General features: G+C 63.4%; 25 protein-coding genes. 17 read left to right on the plus strand and 8 right to left on the minus strand.

Annotation, left to right across the window (positions count from 1 at the left end):
• Positions 1-9: 9 nt before the first annotated feature.
• The 12 genes from AC0Z42_RS16550 to AC0Z42_RS16605 all read left to right on the plus strand — a co-directional run bounded on the left by AC0Z42_RS16550 (position 10) and on the right by AC0Z42_RS16605 (position 12,160).
• The gene (locus AC0Z42_RS16550; protein ID WP_485469293.1) at positions 10-1,338 is read left to right on the plus strand and encodes an LLM class flavin-dependent oxidoreductase; all 1,329 of its coding nucleotides are present in this window, start codon (positions 10-12) and stop codon (positions 1,336-1,338) included.
• A gap of 28 nt (positions 1,339-1,366) precedes the next feature.
• Positions 1,367-1,930, plus strand: a complete 564-nt coding sequence (locus tag AC0Z42_RS16555; protein WP_485469294.1) for a cysteine dioxygenase family protein — start codon at positions 1,367-1,369, stop codon at positions 1,928-1,930.
• A gap of 20 nt (positions 1,931-1,950) precedes the next feature.
• A complete protein-coding gene (locus AC0Z42_RS16560; RefSeq protein WP_485469295.1) occupies positions 1,951-3,567 on the plus strand; it encodes a rhodanese-related sulfurtransferase in 1,617 nt (538 codons plus the stop codon).
• Positions 3,568-3,651: 84 nt separating this feature from the next.
• A complete protein-coding gene (locus tag AC0Z42_RS16565; RefSeq protein ID WP_485469296.1) occupies positions 3,652-4,050 on the plus strand; it encodes a hypothetical protein in 399 nt (132 codons plus the stop codon).
• 122 nt (positions 4,051-4,172) lie between these two features.
• On the plus strand, positions 4,173-5,810 hold the full coding sequence (locus AC0Z42_RS16570) for a DUF4394 domain-containing protein (RefSeq protein ID WP_485469297.1): 1,638 nt from the start codon (positions 4,173-4,175) through the stop codon (positions 5,808-5,810).
• Positions 5,811-5,926: 116 nt separating this feature from the next.
• Positions 5,927-6,220 carry an ArsR/SmtB family transcription factor gene (locus tag AC0Z42_RS16575; RefSeq protein WP_485469298.1) on the plus strand — a complete coding sequence of 98 codons (294 nt, stop codon included), beginning with the start codon at positions 5,927-5,929 and terminating at the stop codon, positions 6,218-6,220.
• A complete protein-coding gene (locus AC0Z42_RS16580) occupies positions 6,214-7,494 on the plus strand; it encodes an arsenic transporter (RefSeq protein ID WP_485469299.1) in 1,281 nt (426 codons plus the stop codon). The genes AC0Z42_RS16575 and AC0Z42_RS16580 overlap by 7 nt, the downstream gene beginning before the upstream one ends.
• A 10-nt stretch (positions 7,495-7,504) precedes the next feature.
• The gene (arsC, locus tag AC0Z42_RS16585) at positions 7,505-7,912 is read left to right on the plus strand and encodes an arsenate reductase (glutaredoxin) (RefSeq protein ID WP_485469300.1); all 408 of its coding nucleotides are present in this window, start codon (positions 7,505-7,507) and stop codon (positions 7,910-7,912) included.
• Complete coding sequence (arsH, locus tag AC0Z42_RS16590) at positions 7,905-8,600, plus strand: arsenical resistance protein ArsH (RefSeq protein ID WP_485469301.1); 696 nt, start codon at positions 7,905-7,907, stop codon at positions 8,598-8,600. The genes arsC and arsH overlap by 8 nt, the downstream gene beginning before the upstream one ends.
• A gap of 52 nt (positions 8,601-8,652) precedes the next feature.
• Positions 8,653-9,282, plus strand: a complete 630-nt coding sequence (locus AC0Z42_RS16595; protein ID WP_485469302.1) for an NAD(P)H-binding protein — start codon at positions 8,653-8,655, stop codon at positions 9,280-9,282.
• A gap of 13 nt (positions 9,283-9,295) precedes the next feature.
• Complete coding sequence (locus tag AC0Z42_RS16600) at positions 9,296-9,865, plus strand: flavin reductase family protein (RefSeq protein ID WP_485469303.1); 570 nt, start codon at positions 9,296-9,298, stop codon at positions 9,863-9,865.
• An 87-nt stretch (positions 9,866-9,952) separates the two neighbouring features.
• Positions 9,953-12,160: an OsmC domain/YcaO domain-containing protein gene (locus AC0Z42_RS16605; protein ID WP_485469304.1), complete on the plus strand. Its 2,208-nt coding sequence runs from the start codon at positions 9,953-9,955 to the stop codon at positions 12,158-12,160.
• 30 nt (positions 12,161-12,190) lie between these two features.
• On the opposite strand, the gene AC0Z42_RS16610 is transcribed toward AC0Z42_RS16605, so the two are convergent.
• On the minus strand, positions 12,191-12,517 hold the full coding sequence (locus AC0Z42_RS16610; protein WP_485469305.1) for a DUF3885 domain-containing protein: 327 nt from the start codon (positions 12,515-12,517) through the stop codon (positions 12,191-12,193).
• A gap of 97 nt (positions 12,518-12,614) precedes the next feature.
• Positions 12,615-12,989, minus strand: a complete 375-nt coding sequence (locus AC0Z42_RS16615; RefSeq protein WP_485469306.1) for a hypothetical protein — start codon at positions 12,987-12,989, stop codon at positions 12,615-12,617.
• Positions 12,990-13,139: 150 nt separating this feature from the next.
• Between AC0Z42_RS16615 and AC0Z42_RS16620 the strand changes: the two genes are divergently transcribed.
• On the plus strand, positions 13,140-13,793 hold the full coding sequence (locus AC0Z42_RS16620) for a hypothetical protein (protein WP_485469307.1): 654 nt from the start codon (positions 13,140-13,142) through the stop codon (positions 13,791-13,793).
• A 1-nt stretch (position 13,794) separates the two neighbouring features.
• Here the strand turns inward: AC0Z42_RS16620 and AC0Z42_RS16625 are convergent, their stop codons facing one another.
• The 5 genes from AC0Z42_RS16625 to AC0Z42_RS16645 all read right to left on the minus strand — a co-directional run bounded on the left by AC0Z42_RS16625 (position 13,795) and on the right by AC0Z42_RS16645 (position 17,609).
• Positions 13,795-14,349 (minus strand): hypothetical protein, encoded by a 555-nt coding sequence (locus tag AC0Z42_RS16625; RefSeq protein WP_485469308.1) that lies wholly within the window; start codon positions 14,347-14,349, stop codon positions 13,795-13,797.
• A gap of 10 nt (positions 14,350-14,359) precedes the next feature.
• Positions 14,360-15,271 (minus strand): DUF2145 domain-containing protein, encoded by a 912-nt coding sequence (locus tag AC0Z42_RS16630; RefSeq protein ID WP_485469309.1) that lies wholly within the window; start codon positions 15,269-15,271, stop codon positions 14,360-14,362.
• The gene (locus AC0Z42_RS16635) at positions 15,268-15,699 is read right to left on the minus strand and encodes a hypothetical protein (RefSeq protein ID WP_485469480.1); all 432 of its coding nucleotides are present in this window, start codon (positions 15,697-15,699) and stop codon (positions 15,268-15,270) included. The genes AC0Z42_RS16630 and AC0Z42_RS16635 overlap by 4 nt, the downstream gene beginning before the upstream one ends.
• A 97-nt stretch (positions 15,700-15,796) precedes the next feature.
• A complete protein-coding gene (locus AC0Z42_RS16640; protein ID WP_485469310.1) occupies positions 15,797-16,630 on the minus strand; it encodes an HDOD domain-containing protein in 834 nt (277 codons plus the stop codon).
• 82 nt (positions 16,631-16,712) lie between these two features.
• The gene (locus AC0Z42_RS16645) at positions 16,713-17,609 is read right to left on the minus strand and encodes a LysR family transcriptional regulator (protein WP_485469311.1); all 897 of its coding nucleotides are present in this window, start codon (positions 17,607-17,609) and stop codon (positions 16,713-16,715) included.
• Between the two features lie 102 nt (positions 17,610-17,711).
• Between AC0Z42_RS16645 and AC0Z42_RS16650 the strand changes: the two genes are divergently transcribed.
• The 4 genes from AC0Z42_RS16650 (at position 17,712) to AC0Z42_RS16665 (ending at position 21,069) form a co-directional block, all read left to right on the plus strand.
• A complete protein-coding gene (locus tag AC0Z42_RS16650; protein ID WP_485469312.1) occupies positions 17,712-18,377 on the plus strand; it encodes an RraA family protein in 666 nt (221 codons plus the stop codon).
• A 30-nt stretch (positions 18,378-18,407) separates the two neighbouring features.
• Positions 18,408-19,055, plus strand: a complete 648-nt coding sequence (locus AC0Z42_RS16655; protein ID WP_485469313.1) for a 4-carboxy-4-hydroxy-2-oxoadipate aldolase/oxaloacetate decarboxylase — start codon at positions 18,408-18,410, stop codon at positions 19,053-19,055.
• Positions 19,056-19,092: 37 nt separating this feature from the next.
• Complete coding sequence (locus AC0Z42_RS16660) at positions 19,093-20,451, plus strand: MFS transporter (protein ID WP_485469314.1); 1,359 nt, start codon at positions 19,093-19,095, stop codon at positions 20,449-20,451.
• Positions 20,452-20,604: 153 nt separating this feature from the next.
• Positions 20,605-21,069, plus strand: coding sequence for a PaaI family thioesterase (locus AC0Z42_RS16665; RefSeq protein ID WP_485469315.1), 465 nt, complete (start codon positions 20,605-20,607; stop codon positions 21,067-21,069).
• Here the strand turns inward: AC0Z42_RS16665 and AC0Z42_RS16670 are convergent.
• Positions 21,066-21,968, minus strand: a complete 903-nt coding sequence (locus AC0Z42_RS16670) for a LysR family transcriptional regulator (protein ID WP_485469316.1) — start codon at positions 21,966-21,968, stop codon at positions 21,066-21,068. The genes AC0Z42_RS16665 and AC0Z42_RS16670 overlap by 4 nt on opposite strands.
• Positions 21,969-22,013: the final 45 nt, after the last annotated feature.

Below are 22,013 nucleotides of genomic sequence, written 5' to 3' on the forward strand. Positions count from 1 at the left end.
GAGCCTTCCATGAGCACAGCACAATTGAAACTCGGGTTTATTTTGCACGGCGTCGGCCCCGGCTGGGGCGACTGGCGCCATGCGGACGCGCATCCGGGCGCCAGCACCGATATCGACTTTTACATTCGCCAGGCCAAATTGGCCGAAAAGGGCAAGTTCGACTTCCTGTTTGTCGCCGACAGCGTGCATATCACGGAAAAATCGAGTCCTCATTACCTGAACCGTTTCGAGCCGCTGACGATCCTGTCGGCGCTGGCCACCCTCACCAACAACATTGGCCTGGTCGGCACCCTGACGGTCAGCTACAGCGAACCCTATACGGTGGCGCGCCAGTTCGCCTCGTTAGACCACCTGAGCCACGGCCGCGCAGGCTGGAACGTGGTCACCTCCTGGCTGTCGGGCAGCGCCGAAAACTACGGCAAGCCGCAGCATCCGCCACATGAGGTGCGCTACCGCATCGCTGCCGAACACCTGCAAACGGTGCAGGGTCTGTGGGACTCGTGGGAAGACGATGCGCTGACCCACGACAAAGCCAGCGGCGAGTTTTTCGATGCCTCGAAGCTGCATGCCCTGAACCATCATGGCGAATTTTTCCAGGTGCGCGGCCCGCTCAATATCAGCCGCTCGCAGCAGGGCCAGCCGGTGATCTTCCAGGCTGGCGCCTCGGAAGAAGGGCGCAATTTCTCGGCGCGCCATGCCGAAGCTTTTTTTACGGAAGGCTCGACGTTTGAATCGTCGCTGGCGTATTACACGGACATCAAGGCGCGCGCCACCGCCTTTGGCCGCCCGGCGGCGCAGCTGGCCGTGCTGCCTGCGCTGCGCGCCATCGTCGGCGCCACCGAAGAAGATGCGCAGCGTTTGTACCAGGAAGCCGTGGCCCTGGTGCGCATCGAAGACGCCCTGGTGGCACTGGCGCGCTCGTTCAACGAGCACGATCTGACGCAGTATGCGCTTGACGCGCCGTTCCCCGATATCGCCCACCATGGCGCGCAAAGCAACCGCAGCGCCTCCGAGCGCATCATCCGCACGGCAAAGGAAGAAAACCTGACCCTGCGCCAGGCGGCACTGCGCCAGGCCAGCCCTCGCCAGGAATTCGTCGGCACCGGCGTGCAGGTGGCCGACGCCATCGAACGCTGGTTCAAGGGCGGAGCGGCCGACGGTTTCATCCTGTTCGAGTCCTTGCCGTACCAGCTCGACGCCTTTGTCGACCATGTGGTGCCGGTGCTTCAGCAGCGTGGCCTGCTGCGCCGCGAGTACACTCACACTACCTTGCGCGGCAACCTGGGCTTGCCGGTGCCGGAAAACCGCAATACGGCCGCGCGCCGCCAGGCAGCGTAAGCCGCTACCATCGCCTCAGGAGACGATCATGACGACACATACCGCATTGCCTGCGCCGCTGCGCCAGCTGGTCACCGGCTTTGAAACCCTGCTGGCGCAAGACGCGCCCGAGCCGCTGGTGGTGGAGCAGGGCGGCGCGCTGCTGCGCACCTTGCTGGCCACCGACGACTGGCTGCCCGATGACGCTGCCCGGCCCGATCCGCAGTATTACCGCCAGTACCTGCTGTACCGCGATCCGCAGGCGCGTTTTTCGGTGGTCAGCTTTGTATGGGGGCCGGGCCAGTCCACGCCGATCCACGACCATACTGTATGGGGCCTGATCGGCCTGTTGCGCGGCGCGGAGATTTCGCAGGACTTTCGCCGCAGGGCCGATGGCGTGCTGGAAAAGGCCGGCCCTCCGCAGCGCCTGGAAACGGGCCAGGTGACGGCGGTTTCGCCGGCCATCGGCGATATCCACCAGGTGGCCAACGCCCATGACGACCGGGTGTCGATCGGCATCCATGTCTATGGCGCCGATATCGGCGCGGTCGACCGCTCCGTATTTACGCCGGAAGGCGTCGTCAAACCTTTTCGTTCAGGCTACGCCAACTAACTACATTGATTGTCCAGACCATGACCCAGAATCCTGCAACAAACAATCTGCTTGTTTTTCCCCGCCGCAGCTACCAGCAGGTGCGCGCCGAACTGCTGGCCGGGCGCGAGATCGCGCTGCTCGACGTGCGCGAGGAAGACCCGCACGCCCAGGCCCATCCGCTGTTTGCCGCCAATTTTCCGCTGGGCCGCATCGAGCTCGACGCCTGGACCAGGCTGCCGCGCCGCGACGTGCCCGTGGTGCTGATCGACGGCGGCGAAGGGCTGGACCAGGCGGCGGCGGAGCGCCTGCGTACCCTGGGTTATACGGATGTGTCGCTGTTCGACGGCGGCATGGACGGCTGGCGCGCGGCCGGCGGCGAGTTGTTCCGCGACGTCAATGTGCCCAGCAAGGCTTTCGGCGAACTGGTCGAGGCAGAAGCGCATACGCCGTCCCTCGGCGCCGAAGAACTGCAGGCGCTGATCGATGCCAAGGCCAATATCGTGATCCTCGACGCGCGCCGCTATGACGAATACCACACCATGAGCATCCCCGGCAGCACCAGCGTGCCGGGCGCCGAGCTGGCACTGCGCGCGCTGGCGATTGCGCCCGACCCGGCCACCACGATTGTCGTCAATTGCGCCGGGCGCACGCGCAGCATTATCGGCACACAGTCGCTGCGCAATGCGGGCGTGCCGAACCCGGTCGCCGCGCTGCGCAACGGCACCATCGGCTGGACCCTGGCTGGCCAGCAGTTGCAGCACGGCCAGACGCGCGTGTATCCCGAGGACGTGACGCACGGCCAGCAGGAAGCCGCGCGGGCGCTGGCCAATCGCGCCGGCGTGCAGCGCGTCGATGCGGCTGGCCTGGCAGCTTTTCAGGCCGATCCCGGGCGCACCACCTATTACCTCGATGTGCGCAGCCCGGCCGAATTCGCGCTGGGCAGCCTGGCCGGCTTTCGCAGCGCGCCCGGCGGCCAGCTGGTGCAGGAAACCGAGCAGTTCGGCCCGGTGCGCGGCGCGCGCTTCGTGCTGGCCGACGACGACGGCGTGCGCGCCAACATGACGGCGTCATGGCTGCGCCAGATGAACCATGAAGTGCATGTGCTCGATGGCTTGCAAGGCGCCGATTTCAGTGCAGCCGAGGCCTGGAGCGCGCCGTTGCCGCCGCAGCCGGTGGTCGATGAAGTAAGCGCTGCACAGCTGGCGCAATGGCTGGCCGAGGAGCCCGTGCATACGGTGGTGCTGGACTTTACCAGTGGCGTCAACTACAACCGGCGCCATATTGCCGGCGCCTGGTTTGCGCTGCGCTCGGACCTGCGCGCGGCGCTGGGCAAGCTGCCGGCCGGCACGCGCCGCTATGTGCTCACTTGCGGCAGCAGCCTGCTGGCCCGCTACGCCAGCGCCGACCTGCGCGAAATCACGGGCGAGCCCGTCTTCGTGCTGGCAGGCGGCACGGCAGCGTGGGCCGCACAGGGCCTGCCGCTGGAAACCGGGCCGACCCGCCTGGCCTCGCCGCTGATCGACCGCTACCGCCGGCCGTATGAAGGCACCGACAACCAGCACGAGCAGATGCAGGCATATCTCGACTGGGAGTTCGGCCTGGTGGCGCAGCTGGGGCGCGACGGCACGCATGGCTTCAGGGTGCTGCACGATTAACTGTTTTTTTCCTGCACTGCGTCGCCATATCGGGCGCGCCGTGCTGGCCTGATCGGCTAGCATGGCGGCAAGGGGGATGGAACGATGAAGCTGAAATCCATGGTGAGGGTGACGACTGTGCTGGCGGCCTTGCTGGCGGCGCACGGCGCTTTTGCAACCAGGCCTTGCCCGCCGGAGTTTGCCGAGTGCGGACCGAATCCGTTTTATTCGCTGGTTGCCGGCATGTCGCAGGTGTGCGCCGCGCGCGATCCTGCGCGCGCCGCGCTGTACCAGTCCATATTGGCCAAGGTCGTGGCCCAGTATCCGCAGGCCTATGCGCAGCTCGATGCCGATCCTGGCTTTCGAAAGGAGCTGGCGGAGGTGGTGCAGGAGCTGGGCGCCATGAACGCGGAAAAAATCCAGAAGGAGTGCGGCGGCTTCCTGGCCGATGGCCAGGCGCCCGCGATTCATTCACCCACTGGTTCCGCTCCGGGGTCGAGGTGAACCAGGAAATTTTTTTTGCATGGTCTGCATCCAAAACCGCATCCGGTGGGTAGTGGAAGGGTGCGCTCCCTGTTTTCGCAGGCGGGTGGCACCCTTACAACATACCTACAGGAGCCACGACCATGCCCCAACTGCCGTTTGCCAAGCTGCTGCTTGTTTCCTCGATTGCGCTGTCCCTCGCCGCTTGCGGCGGCAGCAACAACGACAATGACGACGTTGTCGTGCCGCCACCGCCGCCGGTGCTGACGGCGGGCGATACCTTCGTGCTCACCGCCAGCAACAAGCTGATCTCGTTCGACCGCGCATCGCCTGGCGCGGTGCGCACCACGGCTGCCATCACGGGCCTGCAGTCGGGCGAAAACCTGCTGGGTATCGATTTCCGGCCGGCCGACGGTCAGTTGTATGCCGTCAGCAGCACGGGGCGCATCTATGTGATCAACGGCGGCACGGGCACGGCGACCCTGAAGTCGACCCTGGCGGCCGATGCCGCCGACACCACGGCGCCGTTCACGGCGCTGGCCGGCACCGCTTTCGGCGTCGACTTCAACCCGGTCGCCGACCGCCTGCGCATCGTCAGCAATACGGGCCAGAGCCTGCGTATCAATGTCGACACGGGCGCCACCACCACCGATGGCAATATCAACGGCGGCGCGGCCAATACCGCCATCACGGCGGCCGCCTATACCAACAGCTTTGCCGGCACGGCCAGCACCACGCTGTTCGTGATCGACGCGGCAAACAGCACCCTGTACACGCAAAATCCACCGAACAACGGTACCCTGGCAAGCCCCGTGCCGCTGGGCGTCACCGCCACCGCCGTGACCGGGTTCGATATCGATGCGCGCAGCAATACCGGCTACGCCATCATGACGGTGGGCGGCGTGCGCAATCTGTATTCGGTCAACCTGTCGGCCACTACGGCGCCGGCCACGTTTGTCGTGCCGGTGGCCGGCGGCGAAGAGCTGCGCGGCATCGCCCTCAGGACGCCGGCCGCGCCGGTCGCTTACGGCTTGACAGACGACAGTCGCATCGTCACCTTCAAGACTGCCACGCCGAACACGCTCGATGCCAATGTGGCGGTGACCGGCCTGGCTGCGGGTGAGCGTTTGCTGGGCTTTGACGTACGGCCCAAGGATGGCCTGCTGTACGGTATTTCGTCGAACGCGCGCATCGTCACCATCGACCCGGCCACCGGCGTGGCGAGCGTCAAAGCGACCCTGGCGGCCGATGCCGCCGACACTACCGCGCCGTACACGGCGATCGCCGGCACCGCGTTTGGCGTCGACTTCAACCCCGTGGCCGACCGCCTGCGCGTGATCGGCAACACGGGCCAGAGCCTGCGCATCAATGTTGATACGGGTGCCACCACCACCGACGGCGCCATCAACCGCGCCGGCGCGCTGCCGGTCATTACGGCCGCCGCCTATACCAACAGCATTGCCGGCGCCACCACCACCGCCTTGTACGATATCGATACGGCCAGCGCCAGCCTGGCGCTGCAAAATCCGCCGAACGACGGCACCCTGGTCAATCTGGGCCTGCTGGGCGTGCTGCCGGCCGGCGACGTCGGCTTCGATATCGCCGGCGGCGCCAATGGCCTGGCATTGGCCGCGCTGCGCACCACGCCGACCGGCCCGAGCTCGCTGTACCGCATCGACCTGGCGACGGGCGCGGCGGTGCTGAGCGGCGCCAGCGCAGCCGTTTCGCAGATAGGCAGCGGGCAGGTGGGCCTGACCGACCTGGCGATCGCCATCAAGTAAGGCCGACTATGGTGTAACAACTCGGCCCGGCCAGCTTGCTCCCGCAAGCCGGCCGGGCTTTACATTGCTTCTATATTTCGACTATTATTGAAACATCGAATCAATTATCAACTCTTATGCAAACCCAACACGCACTGGCCGCCCTGGCGGCGCTGGCCCAGGAATCGCGGCTGGCCATTTTCCGCCTGCTGGTACAAACCGGCCCGGACGGCATGGCCGCCAGCAAGATCGCCGAACACCTGGGCATCGCGCCGTCGTCGCTGTCGTTCCACCTGAAAGAACTGTCGCACGCGCAGCTGGTCACGGCGCGCCAGGAAGGGCGCTTCATCATTTATGCCGCTCAAATGGACAGCATGAACGCGCTGATCGGCTTTTTGACCGAAAACTGTTGCGGCGGCGCGCCATGCTGACCTCCTTTGCCATCTTTGCCGCGACCCTGGTGCTGGTGATCTGGCAGCCGCGCGGCCTGGGCATCGGCTGGAGCGCGCTGCTGGGCGCGGCCTTGGCGCTGGCCACCGGCGTGATCGCGCCGTCCGACATTCCTGCCGTCTGGCAGATTGTGTGGAACGCCACCGGCGCTTTTGTGGCCGTCATCATCATCAGCCTGCTGCTCGACCAGGCCGGGTTTTTCGAGTGGGCCGCGCTGCACGTGGCGCGTTGGGGCGGCGGCAGCGGGCGCCGGCTGTTCGTGCTGCTGGTGCTGCTGGGCGCGGTGGTGGCGGCCATCTTCGCCAATGACGGCGCGGCGCTGATCCTGACGCCTATCGTGATCGCCATGCTGCGCGAACTGAAGTTTTCCGCCAGGGCCATGCTGGCCTACGTGATGGCGGCCGGCTTTATCGCCGACACGGCCAGCCTGCCGTTGGTGGTGTCGAACCTGGTCAATATCGTTTCGGCCGACTATTTCCATATCGGTTTTTCCCGCTATGCGTCCGTGATGGCGCCGGTCAACGTGGTCGCCGTACTTGCCAGCCTGCTGGTGCTGCTGGCCTTTTTTCGCCACGATATCCCGCGCGACTACAACCTGGCGCAGCTGGGCCGGCCGGCTGATGCCATCCGCGACGGCGCCACCTTCAAGGCGGGCTGGCTGGTGCTGGCGCTGCTGCTGGCCGGCTTTTTCTGGCTCGAGCCGGCCGGCGTGCCGATCAGCGCCGTCGCCGCGGCGGGCGCCGGCGTGCTGTTGCTGGTGGCCGGGCGCGGATCGGTGATTTCCACCCGCGCCGTGCTGCGCGGCGCGCCGTGGCAGATCGTGATTTTCTCGCTCGGCATGTACATGGTGGTGTACGGCTTGCGCAATGCCGGCCTGACCGGCTACCTGACGGGCATGCTCGACCATTTCGCGCAATACGGCGTGTGGGGCGCGGCCATGGGCACCGGCGTGCTGACGGCGCTGCTGTCGTCGGTGATGAACAATCTGCCGACGGTGCTGGTGGGCGCGCTGGCGATCGAACCCACCGCCGCCCACGGCGCCGTGCGCGAGGCGATGATCTACGCGAACGTGATCGGCAGCGACCTGGGGCCGAAGATCACGCCGATCGGCAGCCTGGCCACCTTGCTGTGGTTGCATGTGCTGGAGCAGAAGAACATCCATATCTCCTGGGGCTATTACTTCCGTGTCGGCATCGTGCTGACGGCGCCGGTATTGCTCCTCACCCTCGCGGCGCTGGCGCTGCGGCTCAGTTGAAAGGCCTTGCATGGACATCACGATTTACCACAACTCCGCCTGCGGCACCTCGCGCAACACGCTGGCGCTGATACGCAATACCGGCATCGAGCCGCAGGTCATCGACTACCTGCAACACCCGCCATCGCGCGAGGTGCTGGCCGGCCTGATCGCGCGCGCCGGCCTGACGGTGCGCGACGCGCTGCGCCAGAAAGGCACGCTTTACCTGGAGCTGGGCCTTGACAACTCGTCGCTGGACGATGCGGCGCTGCTGGACGCCATGCTGGCCCATCCCATCCTGATCAACCGGCCATTTGTCGTCACGCCGCTGGGCGTGCGCCTTTGCCGGCCGTCGGAAGTGGTGCTCGATATTTTGCCGCTGCCGCAACTGGCGCCGTTTATCAAGGAAGATGGACAGCGCGTGGTGCAGCATGACTGACAGCGCCAGCCTGCCCAACCTCAGTGCGCTTCACGTCGATACGCCGACGATTGAAAAACTCTCGCCAGCGGCGATGACGCACGCGCCGCGCATCCTGCTGCTGTACGGCTCCCTGCGCGAACGCTCGTTCAGCCGCTTGCTGGTGCTGGAAGCCGAGCGCCTGCTGCGCCATTTCGGCGCCGAGACGCGCGTGTTCGACCCGCACGGCCTGCCGATGGTCGACAGCGTCGGCGCCGACCATCCGAAGGTACAGGAATTGCGCGAACTGTCGCTGTGGTCGGAAGGGCAGGTGTGGTGCAGCCCCGAACGCCATGGCGCGGTGACGGGCGTGTTCAAGTCGCAGATCGACTGGCTGCCGCTGGAACTGGGCAGCGTGCGCCCGACCCAGGGCCGCACCCTGGCCGTGATGCAGGTCTCGGGCGGCTCGCAATCGTTCAATGCCGTCAATGGCCTGCGCGTGTTGGGTCGCTGGATGCGCATGGTGACGATACCGAACCAGTCGTCGGTGGCCAAGGCCTGGCAGGAATTTGGCAAGGATGACCGCATGAAGCCGTCGGCCTATTACGACCGCCTGGTCGACGTGATGGAGGAATTGTATAAATTCACCCTGATCGTGCGCGAGCGCAGCGACTATCTCACCAGCCGCTATAGCGAACGCAAGGCGGCACACGAGGATTTTCCGTTGTAGCCGACCGGCCCCATGTTGTATCGTGTGGCATCGAATATGAAGAGAGATCGTCATGAAATTGCTACTGGCAGGCGCCACCGGCCTGGTGGGGCGGCATGTGCTGCGCCTGGCGCTGGCGGATGCGCGCGTGACAACCGTGGTGGCGCTGGCGCGCAAGCCCTTGCCGGCGCACCCGAAACTGATCGCGCCGTTTGTCGATTTTGATGCGCTGGCGCCTGACGCGACCTGGTGGCGCGCTGACGCCGTTATCTGCACGCTGGGCACGACGATGAAGGTGGCCGGCTCGCAGGCCGCTTTTCGTCGCGTCGATTTTGACTACCCGCTGGCCGTGGCGCGCCTGGCGCGCGCTGCCGGCACGTCAGCGTATGTGCTCAATTCGGCGACCGGCGCCAACGCCTCTTCGCGCTTTTTCTATAATCGGGTCAAGGGCGAGCTGGAACATGCATTGGGCACGCTGGGTTTCACTTCGCTCACGCATGTGCGCCCCGGCCTGATCGGCGGCGAGCGCGATACCGTGCGCGCCGGTGAAGCGTTGATGGCCGTCGTCTTGCGCGTGCTGGCGCCGGTGCTGCCCGCGCGCTGGCGCATCAACCCGGCAGAGCGCATCGCGCAGGCGCTGCTGGACGCGGCGCTGCTGGCTACGCCCGGGGTGCGCGTCATCACCTCCGACCATTTGACTTAAAAACAGGAAAACCATGCAAAGCCATCTCAAGGAAGTCCCGCTGGAAAAAGCCTACCGCCTCATCAACCACGGCCCGGCCGTGCTGGTCTCGGCCCGCCATGATGGCGTCGACGACGTGATGGCCGCGTCGTGGGCCTGCGCCCTCGATTTTGCACCGCCCAAGCTGACGGTGGTGCTAGACAAGGCCACCCGCACGCGCGCGCTGGTCGAAAGCAGCGGCATCTTCTTGATCCAGGTGCCGACTGCGGCGCAGTTGCAGCTCACGCATGTCGTCGGCACGCACAGCCTGGCCGGCATGCCCGACAAGCTGGCGCGCGCCGGCGTGGAACTGTTCGATATCGACGGCCATGATCAGCCGTTCGTGGCAGGGTGCTCGGCCTGGCTGGCCTGCAAGCTGGTGCCGGAGCCGCACAACCAGGCTACCTACGATCTGTTTATCGGCGAGGTGGTAGGTGCCTGGGCCGACACGCGCGTGTTTCGCGACGGGCACTGGCATTTCCAGGATGCCGAGCCAGGCTGGCGCAGCCTGCACTATATCGCCGGAGGCCAGTTTTATGCGATCGGCGAGTCGCTGACGGTGTAAGCGCGTAAAAGTCAACGATCTATGCGGTATTCCAGAAAGAAAGGATAATAGCGCCTAACTCTTTCAAGCAAAATATTGGATTACCTCATGGAAATTAAAGTCAACTTTCTCGACAAGCTGCGTCTCGAAGCCAAGTTCGATGATTTCACGGTCATCGCCGACCAGCCGATCCGCTACAAGGGCGATGGCTCGGCGCCTGGCCCGTTCGATTATTTTCTCGCTTCGTCGGCCTTGTGCGCAGCTTATTTCGTGAAGTTGTATTGCGATACACGCAATATTCCGACTGAAAATATCCGCCTGTCGCAAAACAATATCGTCGATCCGGAAAACCGCTACCAGCAGATCTTCAAGATCCAGGTCGAGCTGCCGGCCGACATCTCGGCCAAGGACCGCCAGGGCATCTTGCGTTCGATCGACCGCTGCACGGTCAAGAAAGTGGTGCAGACCGGACCCGAATTCGTGATCGAGGAAGTGGAAAACCTGGACGCGGACGCCCAAGGCCTGCTGATGCTGAACGCAGACGCGCAGGCAAGCACCTATATCGCCGGCAAGGACCTGCCGCTCGAGCAGACCATTGCCAATATGTCGGCTATCCTGGCCGGCCTGGGCATGAAGATCGAGATCGCCTCGTGGCGCAATATCGTGCCCAATGTTTGGTCGCTGCATATCCGCGACGCCCATTCGCCGATGTGTTTCACCAACGGCAAGGGCGCCACCAAGGAAAGCGCGCTGGCGTCGGCCCTCGGCGAATTCATCGAACGCATGAATTTCAATCATTTTTATGGCGGCGCTTACTGGGGCGAGGAGATCGCCAACGCGCCATTCGTCCATTATCCTGACGAGCGCTGGTTCAAGGCCGGCCGCAACGACAAGCTGCCGAAAGAGATCCTCGACAAGTACAGCCTCGCCATCTACAACCCCGATGGCGAATTGCGCGCCTCGCACCTGGTCGACACCAATTCCGGCAATGCCGAACGCGGCATCTGCTCTCTGCCATACGTGCGCCAGTCCGATGGCAAGGTGGTGTATTTCCCGTCCAACCTGATTGAAAACCTGTACGTGAGCAATGGCATGAGCGCCGGCAATACGCTGGCCGAGGCGCAGGTGCAATGCCTGTCCGAGATTTTCGAGCGCGCCGTCAAGCGTGAAATCCTCGAAGGCGAAATGGCCTTGCCCGACGTGCCGCAAGAGGTGCTGGCAAAATACCCGGGCATCGTGGCCGGCATCAAAGGCCTGGAAGAGCAGGGCTTTCCGGTGCTGGTCAAGGATGCGTCGCTCGGTGGCCAGTATCCGGTGATGTGCGTGACCCTGATGAACCCGCGCACCGGCGGCGTGTTTGCCTCGTTTGGCGCGCACCCGAGCCTGGAAGTGGCGCTGGAACGCAGCCTGACGGAATTGCTGCAGGGCCGCAGCTTCGAAGGCCTGAACGACCTGCCACGGCCGACCTTTGCCAGCAACGCCGTGACCGAGCCGAACAACTTCGTCGAGCACTTCATCGATTCGAGCGGCATCGTTTCGTGGCGCTTCTTCAGCGCCAGGGCGGATGTCGAGTTTGTCGAATGGGATTTTTCCGGCCACGGCGAAAACTCGAACGCGCAGGAAGCGGCCACCCTGTTCGGCATCCTGGCCGAGATGGGCAAGGAAGCCTATATGGCGGTCTACGACAACCTGGGCGCCGCCGCCTGCCGCATTCTGGTGCCAGGCTACTCGGAAGTGTATCCGGTGGAAGACCTGGTCTGGGACAACACCAACAAGGCGCTGCTGTTCCGCGAAGACGTACTGAACCTGCACCGCCTCGACGATGACAGCCTGGAAGCGCTGCTGGACCGCCTGGAAAACAGCGAGTTAGATGAATACGGCGACATCGCCACCCTGATCGGCGTCGAATTCGATGAAAACACGGTCTGGGGCCAGCTGACGACGCTGGAATTGAAGCTGCTGATCCAGCTGGCGCTGCAACATTTTGACGAAGCGCAGGAACTGGTCGAAGCCTTCCTGCAATACAACGACAACACCGTCGAGCGCCGCCTGTTCTACCAGGCATTGAACGTGGTGCTGGAAGTGGAGCTGGACGACGAGCTGGAACTGGACGACTACCTGGTCAATTTCCGCCGCATGTTCGGCGACGCCCGCATGGACGCGGTGCTCGGTTCCATGGACGGCAGCGTGCGCTTCCATGGCCTGACGCCGACCAGCATGAAACTCGAAGGCCTGGACCGCCACCAGCGCCTGATCGACAGCTTCAAGAAATTGCATGTGGCGCGGGGCAAGGCTGCAGCTTCCGGGCAAGCCTGACCTGCCATCCATGATGCCGGGGGAATTGGACTATAAAGGTCCGAAGCTCTCGTGCATTGCCACGATGTCGTGATCGTGGAGCAAGTCGTGGTGCCGCTGGTACAAGCCGGCCAAGGCAGGCTTGTTCAAACCGAAGAGGGACGCTGGAGCATAGGCCATCAAGTGGACAAGAATGCGTTCCTCTCCGGCAAAAACGTCATCGCAAACGATGGTTGCCTTGCGCAGCGCTGACAAGGCCATGTCCAGCGGACTGCCTCCCTCCGACAACTCGAAGCGCAGCCCACCGGGAAAGCGATAGAACAGGGCATGTCGATAGGTGTTTCCAACAATTTCCTGGGTTTTTATTTTGTAGCTCATGCGATTTTCTGAAAAGGGGGACTGTGCAGACGGCTACCAGCAAGCAGTATCTGCCGCCGCAGGATCAAAATCATCGCCCATTACCTGCAACACAAGCTCATGGCTTGATGACGGCGCGAACAAAGGTGCGCAGGCAAATGCAGTCGCCTGCCGATGCCGCAACGAGACAGGTGTCCACGCTATCGGACAGTTCTTGAAGCGCTTGTAAAGGTCCAGCTATCCAGTGATCCGTGATTTCCGGACTCGACCATGTTCCGATTTGAAGATAATAATAAGGCCCCAGGTGCTCGTGTTCCGACAGGGCCGCATGGTTCGGGTGCGCTGCATAGTCGCGCAAAGCGCTGGCGAATTTCTGCAGTCCGGCCCTGGAGCCTTGCAGCCGCCATTCCTTGATGTCGTCATTCCGCTCGTAGAAAAAGCCCAGTTCAAGCCATTCCCGCTGAGTCATTTGATTGATCTCATTACTCGACATATCACTCCCCATGCATCTATGTTCACATGCCAGTCAGGACCGGTGGCCAAAAGCCGATTTTAAAAATTTCATTGCTGTTCAATCTGCTGATATTATTATCACAGTCAAATTCTGATGCTCCTGCGATGGTAGCGTCTTCCAGGTTGAATAATGAAATATGCCGCTTTTTTTATTGTCATTGCTGTGCACGGGCTAATTGTATTTTATTTTTCAAGCCGCAAGGAAGAATTACCTGGCAGTGGCGATCGCGTTTATTTTTCCGCCGTATTGATGCTGCCGAAAAATAAGAAAGAAATCGCCGCGCCACCAAATGAGTCAAGTGAACGGGTCGATGTCATGCGTTTTCCCGCTCAAAGAATATTTATTCCAGATCATGAAATTTTTTTGATTGATCGTGCCGACAGCTTGATCGCTGTACCGGAAGCAGGAAGAAAGGCCCAGGCAATGGCCAATGACACCCCGGTACCGGCCAAGATATTCAATCGCGACAAGGTCGACCTTGCATCAATCGATAAAGAACTGCGGGCAGGCAAGCCGGGCGTGCCCAAGGAGCGGCCCGATACGCCACAGCGAAGACTGGAAAGAGGAATTGCCGATGCATTTGTCGGCTATGCCGAATCCGTCACGGATCACTATACGTCACCGGACGGCGTTGTTTATACCCGCACCACCAAAAATGGCAGGTCGTCGTGTTTCATGAGCGGCGGCAGCAATGTCATTCCCAGCATAATGCATAATGGATCGGGCGCATCGGGAGCGAAATCGGTCAATTGCCCACCGCCTGATAGCGGCTGGGAAAAGTGAATCACGGTTTGTTATCTGCCTCGATCTCGGCAATAATACTGGACAACGGCGGTACGCCAGCGGCGGCGCGCTCCGCATCGCTGATCACGCCCGGCAAGACCGGGTACAGCGTCTTCTTGCCGGTGTCTTTCACGATTTGTGATTGAGTGCCGTACCATTGCGGCTGTTTTTTCCACATCATGTAACGGTCCAATGAAGCGGCGGCAAGCCATTTTGGCGCGGGGTGTTCCGGCGCCAGGCGCGCCGAAATGATGGCCAGCGCGTGGGCCAGCTGGATATCTTCGGCGCTGCCGCCATGCTGGAATGCCATGGCCGCGTTATAAAAATCTTCCGCTGTCTGCACTTTGCCAGCGCGTAGCAGCGTCATGACTTCCGCTGCGCGCGTCGTGTCGCGCTGGTCCACTGCGGCCCAGTTGATATGGGCTGCGCTGCGGTCGGCCTGATCGGCGCGTAGCAGTTCTTTCAATTGCTCATTCGAGGCATTTTGCGCGGCAAGCGGCATGCTGATAACAAGCAGCCATAAGGCCAGGCACTTTTTTGACTTGCGCTGTTTCATCGCCGCTCCATCAGTCAAGCACCACCACCCGGTCATTTTCCCCTGCCACACAGCCCTCGGCCACCGGCTCCCAGCCCCTGTGCACCACCACCTGCTTGCCATCGTGGCAGATTTCCACGCGCTCGCTGGCGGGCAGGCGCTGGCGCACCAGGGTTTCCAGGGTCGACGGCAGGCTGACCTGTAGTTGCATCGTATCGATGGCTTCCTGCGGGTGGTCGGACAAATGCACCAGCGGCACGAAGACGGAACCTAACATCAGCCAGCGCGAGGGAATCGTCACAGGTTCGGGGGTGTAGGGGGCGGTGCGCAGCCAGGCCTGGGCGCGTTCGCGCAGGTCGGCGCCGTCGGGCAGTTCGCCCCAGGCGGCGCCCAGCAGTTCCACCACCCATTGATTGCAGTTCTGGTATTGCAGGCCATACGCATAGGCGTTGGCGCTGTAGCTGCCGGCCAGCAGGTGTTGCACGCGGGCCGGGTCGAGCAGGGCGCGGCGCAGCGGCGGCACTGTTTCGGCCGGCAGGCGCACGATGGAGATATAGCCGAGCTGGGGATTGTCGGTGCCCATCGCAAAGCCGGCCGTTCCTTGATCAAAAATGCGCGGGCGGCCTTCGTCGCAGGCGTAATACAGCTGGCGCGCGGACCAGCCGGCGTCAGCCTCATGGCGCCAGGCCAGTGCGGCATGGGAATAGCGGATGCCGAAGCGGGACAGGTCCAGGCCCGAGCGGCTGATCAGGGCCACGCTGCCTTCGGTGGCGGCCAGTTCTTCGCGCACCACGGCGGCAAAGCGCAGCAGTTTGTCCTGTTCGCTAGCAGTCAGTTCCTGCGAGCGGTCGCAGAAACGCGAGGAAGACAATGAACCGCCGGCATGGGCGCTACCTGCGGCAATCAATAGCAGGGCTGGCGCCAGGAAGCGGCGCAGCTTCACATGCTGACCGGACGCGTACCCAGTTCGCCGTACCACTCGTCGGCCAGCACCAGGAAGAAGGCGGCGCGCGTATCGTTGCGGGAAAATTCAATGCCGTAGGCGCGGTTTTGCGCATGCACCATATCGCCTTGCGCCAGTTGCTGCTGGTCAAAGGTTGCTTGCGGCAGGTCGAGCACCAGCGGCTGCTGGGCTGCTTCGGCTTGCATGGTCAGGCGCGTCATGCCGGCGTGGCCAGGGGTGGCGGCGATATCGATGATGCGGTAAGGGCCGTTGTCGACGCGCTTGTCGGTTTTCGAGCTGTTGCTCGAACCGCTCAGCGAGTCGGATACGCTGCCGCTCGACGCCGAGCCGGCGCTGGAAGCCGAGGAGGCAAAGCTGTCGGCGTGGGCGTTGCAGGCCACGGTCAGTGCTGCGGCCAGGCCGAGCATGCGAAAAGAGATAGTCAAGGCAGTATCCAGTGCTGATGGTGCAAGTCAGGGTAAGCCGAGTGTGTCCTCGGCAACTTTCCCATCATAGCAGATCACATCAGGCCAGCAAAACCGCGATCAGCTCTTTTGCCTCGTTTGACGGATTGTTGCGTAATTCCTGCAACACAGGGTCTTGCTCCAGATATTGCTGCAGCCTTTCGTTGACGGCTGCCGGCATTTGTGGCAATGGCGAGGCAACCGGCGCGATCGCCTTGGCCAGCAGCAGGGTGTCGCGCAAGCCGCCCGCCGGCAGCAGCACGGTGGCGCCGGGCAGGGTGGCGACGGCGTCGGCCACCTGGCTTGGCACGATCAGCTGGCGCATCAGCGCGCGGCCGACGATTTCCAGCACCGGCGCCATCTGCGTTTCCAGCTGCTGGTACAGGCCCGGCGTCTTGTCGGCTTCGGCCAGCAGGTACAGGCCGCCCACTTCATGCACGATGCCGGCGAACACGGCGGTGTCGGGGTCGACATGGGTAATGGTGCGGGCGATTTCATGCGCCAGCACCGCCACGTGCACGCTGTGCGCCCACAGCTGCGAGGCCCTGGCGCGCAGCGCGGCGTCCTTGATGCCGGTATTCATTTGCCGGATCACGGCCGCCGTGGCCAGCGACAGCAGGTTGCGGTAGCCCAGGCGTTCGACGGCGGCGCGCACGCTGGTGACGGTGGGCGTGTGGCCGTGGGCAAACATCACCGAGTTGGCCAGCGACACGGCGCGCGCCGACAGGCCCGGCTCGGACAGCAGCAGGCGGTGGATGTCGGCCGCGTGGCAATCGGGATTGCCCAGTTCCTGCTGCAAGCGCAGGGCCGTATTGACGTTGGTGGGGAACGCCAGCGTCTCGCTGTGGGCGCGGGCGAGGAGCTGGGACAGGCTGCTGAGGGTATCGGCTTGCATGGATGGTGTGCTCAAGAGGATGATTGCTTGAAAAGGATGGTCCTATTATCGGTCAAATTGGCCGGCGGTGTCGTATCGCCGGCTAGTCGTGCGCCGCGCCGGCCAGTATGCCCAGGAAGGCCGCCACCAGCCGGCTTTTCTCGTCGGCCCGCGTGACGGCCACCACGGTGGTGCTGGCGCGGATATCAATCACCGGCAGGAACATCACGTCGGTGCGGTTGTTTTCGGCGATCGAGCGCGCCACCAGGGTCGCACCAAGGCCGGCGGCCACCAAAGACAAGGCGGTGTAGATTTCCACCGCCGAATATGCCACGGCCGGCTCGGCGCCGGCGGCCTTGAGCGCGGCGACGATCTGCTGGCCGAACGGGCTGATCGGATCTTTCGGGTACAGGATGAAGGGAATTGCCGCCAGGTCCGCTGCGCGCACGGACGCCTGGCCGGCCAGCGGATGGTGTATCGGCAGGGCGGCCACCAACGGGTCGTCGATCGCCAGCGCGTGGCACAGGTCTGGCGGCGCGTCGAACGGGCCGATAAAGCGCGACAGGCCGATATCGATGCGGCCCTGGCGCAGCTGCGCCGGCTGGTATTCGGACAAGGCTTCCACCAGGTCCAGCTGCACGTCGGGCCAGGCGGCGCGGAACTGCCGGATTGCCCTGGGCAGCACGGAAAACGTCGCCGAGCGGGTAAACGCGATGCCCAGCCAGCCATGGCTGCCGCTGGCGATGCCCCTGGCTTCGTCATCGAGGCGCGCCGCCTGCAGCAACAACTCCTTTGCGCGCGGATAGAAAAAGCGGCCCAGCGCGGTCGGCTCCATCGGCCGGCGCGAGCGGTCGAACAGCTCGCCGCCAAGGTGGGTTTCCAGCTGGCCCAGCTGCATGCTGATGGCCGTCGGCGCGACATGCAGCCGCTCGGCCGCATGCGCGGCACTGCCGGCTTCGACCACTTCGCAAAAATAGCGTATCTGCCTGAGGTTCGTCATAAGTTCATTTTAATTGATTCAAGAGTCAATAATCGATGTTTGATATTGAATTCACTTTATATGAAACTGGGCTTCACGACAACAAGATCGATGGAGACTTTCATGGAACAAGATCAATTCGCCAAGGCGCGAGGCTTGAGCAGTGCGGAAGTGTCGGACGCGCTCGATTATTTCGGCTTGCCCGGCAGCGCCGTCGGCGTCCAGCCGGTGGCCGGTCCGCGCAAGCTGTTCGGGCCCGCCTTCACGGTGCGCTTCGGCCCGGTCGATACAGCCCAGCCCGGCACGGTGGGCGATTACCTCGATGACATGCCTGCCGGCAGCGTGGCCGTGCTCGACAACGCTGGCCGCGCGGACTGCACGGTATGGGGCGGCATCATGAGCCAGCTGGCCGCGCACCGCGCCATCGGCGGCACGGTGGTGAACGGCGTGTGCCGCGATACACAGGAGGCCGATACGGCCGCTTACCCGCTGTTTGCGCTGGACCGCTTCATGCGCACCGGCAAGGACAGGGTACAGGTCGACGCCGTTGGCGGCCCCGTGACCGTGGCCGGCGTGCGCGTCGCGCCCGGCGATATCGTCGTCGGCGACCAGGACGGCGTGGTGTTCGTGCCGGCGGGCAGGGCGGCCGAGGTATTCGAGCGTGCGCTCGTCATGCAGGCGCTCGAAGCGCGCATCGTCGCCGCCGCGCTGGACGGCATGCCGCTGGCGCAGGCGCGGCGCGAATTCGGCTACCACACCTTGCAGCGCAAGCCCGGGCAAGACGCCTGAACCATTTCAACTTGAATACAGGACATGATCATGGACCAACAAGTATCCATAGCGACCCTGCACGCGTTGCGCCAGCTCGGTGCTGCCACCGTGCACGAAGCACAGGGCGGCAAGGGCGCACTCGACAGCGGCATCAAGCCGATCGCCGCCCACATGCGCCTGGCCGGCCCGGCCTTTACGGTCGATACGCGGCCGGCCGATAATCTGATGTTGCACTACGCCATGCTCAAGGCGCAACCGGGCGACGTGCTGGTCGTCGACGCCAAGGGTTTCCTCGAAGCGGGCGTGTGGGGCGACGTATTTACCGAGCAGGCCCAGCGCATGGGCCTGGCCGGCCTGGTGATCCACGGCGCCGTGCGCGACGCCGCCGCCATGACCGAAGCGGGGTTTCCCGTGTTCAGTCGCGGCCTGTCGATCAAGGGCACCGGCAAGCACCAGCCGGGACGCATCAATGTGACGGTCACCATCGGCGACGTCAGCATCAATCCGGGCGACATCATCGTCGGCGACCAGGATGGGGTGGTGGTGGTGCGCCGCGGCGAGATCGGGCAGGTGCTGGCGAAAAGCCGGCAGCGCGAAGAGAAAGAGGCGCATTTCCGCCAGCAGATCCGAAACGGCGCAACGACCGTGGAACTGCTGGGACTGGAAGAGACGCTGCGCCGGCTGGAACTGAACTGACACCGGCGAACAACCAGAAAAATCAGGAGACACCCTCATGCACACCATTACACCCGCCGCGCCAGCCGCAGCACAGGCAGCATCGCGCCCCACGCGCTACCGCTGGATCGTTGCCGCGCTGTTCTTTATCGTCTACACCATCGCTGCCGCCGACCGCGCCAACCTGGGCGTGGTGCTGCCGTTCCTGCGCCAGGAATTTGAAATGAGCAATACCGATGCGGGCGGCCTGGTCAGCCTGTTCCTGATCGCCTACGCGCTGGCGCAACTGCCGTCGGCCTGGCTGCTGTCGAAATTCGGCGTGCGCAAGGTCTTTACCATTTCCATGGTGCTGACCTCGATCGCCACCGGGCTGACCGGCCTGGTCGGCTCCCTGTTGTCATTGAAGCTGTGCCGCATCGGCCTGGGCCTGGCTGAAGGACCGCTGCCGATCGGCGTGACAACCACCATCAATCACTGGTTTCCTTCGCGCGAAAAGGGCACGGCCTCGGGCATCTTCCTGTCGTCGGTGAAATTCGGCCCGGTGATCACGCCGATCCTGGGTGCCGCGATTATCGCCGCCTGGGGCTGGCGCGAAGTGTTCATCTGGTTCTCGGTGCCCGGCATCGTGCTGGCCATCGTCTGGTATTTCCTGGTCGCCAACAAGCCGGCCGAGAGCCGCCATGTCAACGCGGCTGAACTGGCCTGCATCGAAGAGAAAAGCGCCGATGGCCGCAGTACCGGCGAAGCGGCCACGTCCAGGCCGATGCCCTGGCTCGACAAGCTGATCCGCGTGCGCAAGCTGCCCACGGTGACCACCAGCCGTGGCGTGTTCAAGTCCTGGAACATTATCGGCTGCGCGCTCGGCTACTGCTGCCAGCTGGGCATTTCCAGCGTGCTGCTGGCCTGGATACCGACCTATCTGCTGACGGTAAAACAGTTTTCCATCATGAACATGGGCATGGTGGCGGCCGCGCCGTGGGTCGGCGCCGTGTTCGGCAATATCCTGGGCGGCCTGCTGGCCGACCGCGTGCTCGACAAGCGCAGGAAACCGGGCATGCTGATCTCGGCCCTGTCGACCGCCGTCATGATGTATCTGCTGATCCATGCGCCGGCCGATCCGCTGCAATACGGCGCACTTTTATTCCTCACCGGCGTGCTGCTGAGCATTGGTTTTTCCGCCTATATGGTCTATCCGATGCAGTTTGTATCGAAAGAAAAATTCCCGGTCGCCAATGCGGTGGTCAATATGGGCGCCCAGTTGGGCGGCGCGGCCACGCCGTGGATCGTCGGCATGCTGCTCGATCATTATGGCTGGGACTATGTATTCGGCTTCATGGCGGCGATTTCATGTTTGACCTTCATGGTGGTGCTGACGATTGCCGAACCGTTGAATTTAAGGCAGAAAATCATTCATTGAGAAGGCGTTCCTGGCAACACATGCCACCAAGCAGGATCGGCTGATTGCGTCGCGGTGCAGGCGACACCTTATGTATACCCGCCGGAAGAATGGCGGACGCAGCAGGAAAAGCGGTAGAGTAAACAACTCCACCTATGCCATGAAAGCCACTCCATGACCCTGATCACGCCGCCAGCACTGGCGCCACATATTGCCGAGCGCGTGCGAGAAAGCTTCGATTTGCAAAACGCCATGGTGCTGATACGCGCCAGCCTGCCCGTGCTGGGCCATGGCAGCGCGGAAATCCATGTGCCGCACTGGAGCGGCATCGAGCAGCAGCATGGTTTCGTGCATGGCGGGGTGGTGGGCATGATCGCCGATTCAGCCGCCGGCTACGCAGCCATGACGGTGGCGCCCGAAGGCGCTTCCGTGCTGACGGTGGAATACAAGATGAATTTGCTGGCCCCCGCCGATGGCGACATGTTGATCGCGCGCGGCAAGGTGGTACGGCCTGGACGCACCCTGATCGTCACCCAGGCCGAAGTGTTTGCCGTGCGCGATGGCAAGGAGACGCTGTGTGCGCTGATGCAGCAGACCATCATGGCGATGCAGGGCAAGGCCGAAAAGCCGAAGGGTTAGCCAGGCCTGGCCGGATAGCGCAAGGCATCGAGCATCAGCGTAAACGCCGGCGTCGGATGGCGCCGGCTCGGATAGTACAGCTTGTAGCCGGCATACGGCGGGCACCAGTCTTCCAGCACCCGCAGCAAGGTACCGGCGGCCACGTGCGGTGCAGCGACGTCTGCCGGGATGCATGCCAGGCCCAGGCCGCCCAAGGCCGCCTGCAACCGCACGGCAAGATTGTTGTAGACCAGCTGGCCTTCGACGCGCACATTGATTTCCTTGCCGTCTTTTGCAAACTCCCACACGAACAGGCCGCCATGGGTGGGCAGGCGCATGTTGATGCAATTGTGCATGGTCAGGTCCTGCGGCATGGATGGCTTGGGGCGGCTGGCGAAGTAGCTGGGCGCGGCCACGATGGCCATGCGAAAGTCGCCGCTGATGGGCATCGCAATCATGTCCTTGGCCACCTGCTCGCCCAGGCGCACGCCGGCGTCGAAACGGTTGGCAACAATGTCGGTCATGCCGTTGTCGACCACCACTTCCACGTTAATGTCGGGATACAGCGGCAGCAAGCGCGCGATCGCCGGCTGCAGCACCGTCAGCGCCGCATGCTCGCCGGCGCTGATGCGGATGGTGCCGGCCGGTTTCAAGCGCCGCTCGCTGAGCATGGCCAGCTCCGCTTCGATCTCTTCGAAGCGCGGCGCCACCGTGCGCAGCAGGTGTTCGCCGTCTTCGGTGGGCGAGACGCTGCGCGTGGTGCGCACCAGCAAACGCAGGTCCAGCCGCGCTTCCAGGGCGCGGATGGTCTGGCTCAGCGCGGACTGCGACACGCCCAGCCTGGCCGCCGCTTTGGTGAAACTGCCTTCGCGCGCAACGGCCACGAAGGCCAGCAGATCGTTGTAATTGGTCTGGGCCATTGATTAGCTCCGCTAATAAGTTCATGCGGACTTTAGCATCTAGTT

It is taken from the genome of Janthinobacterium sp. 1L-D-8-B-C4 (assembly GCF_057291295.1).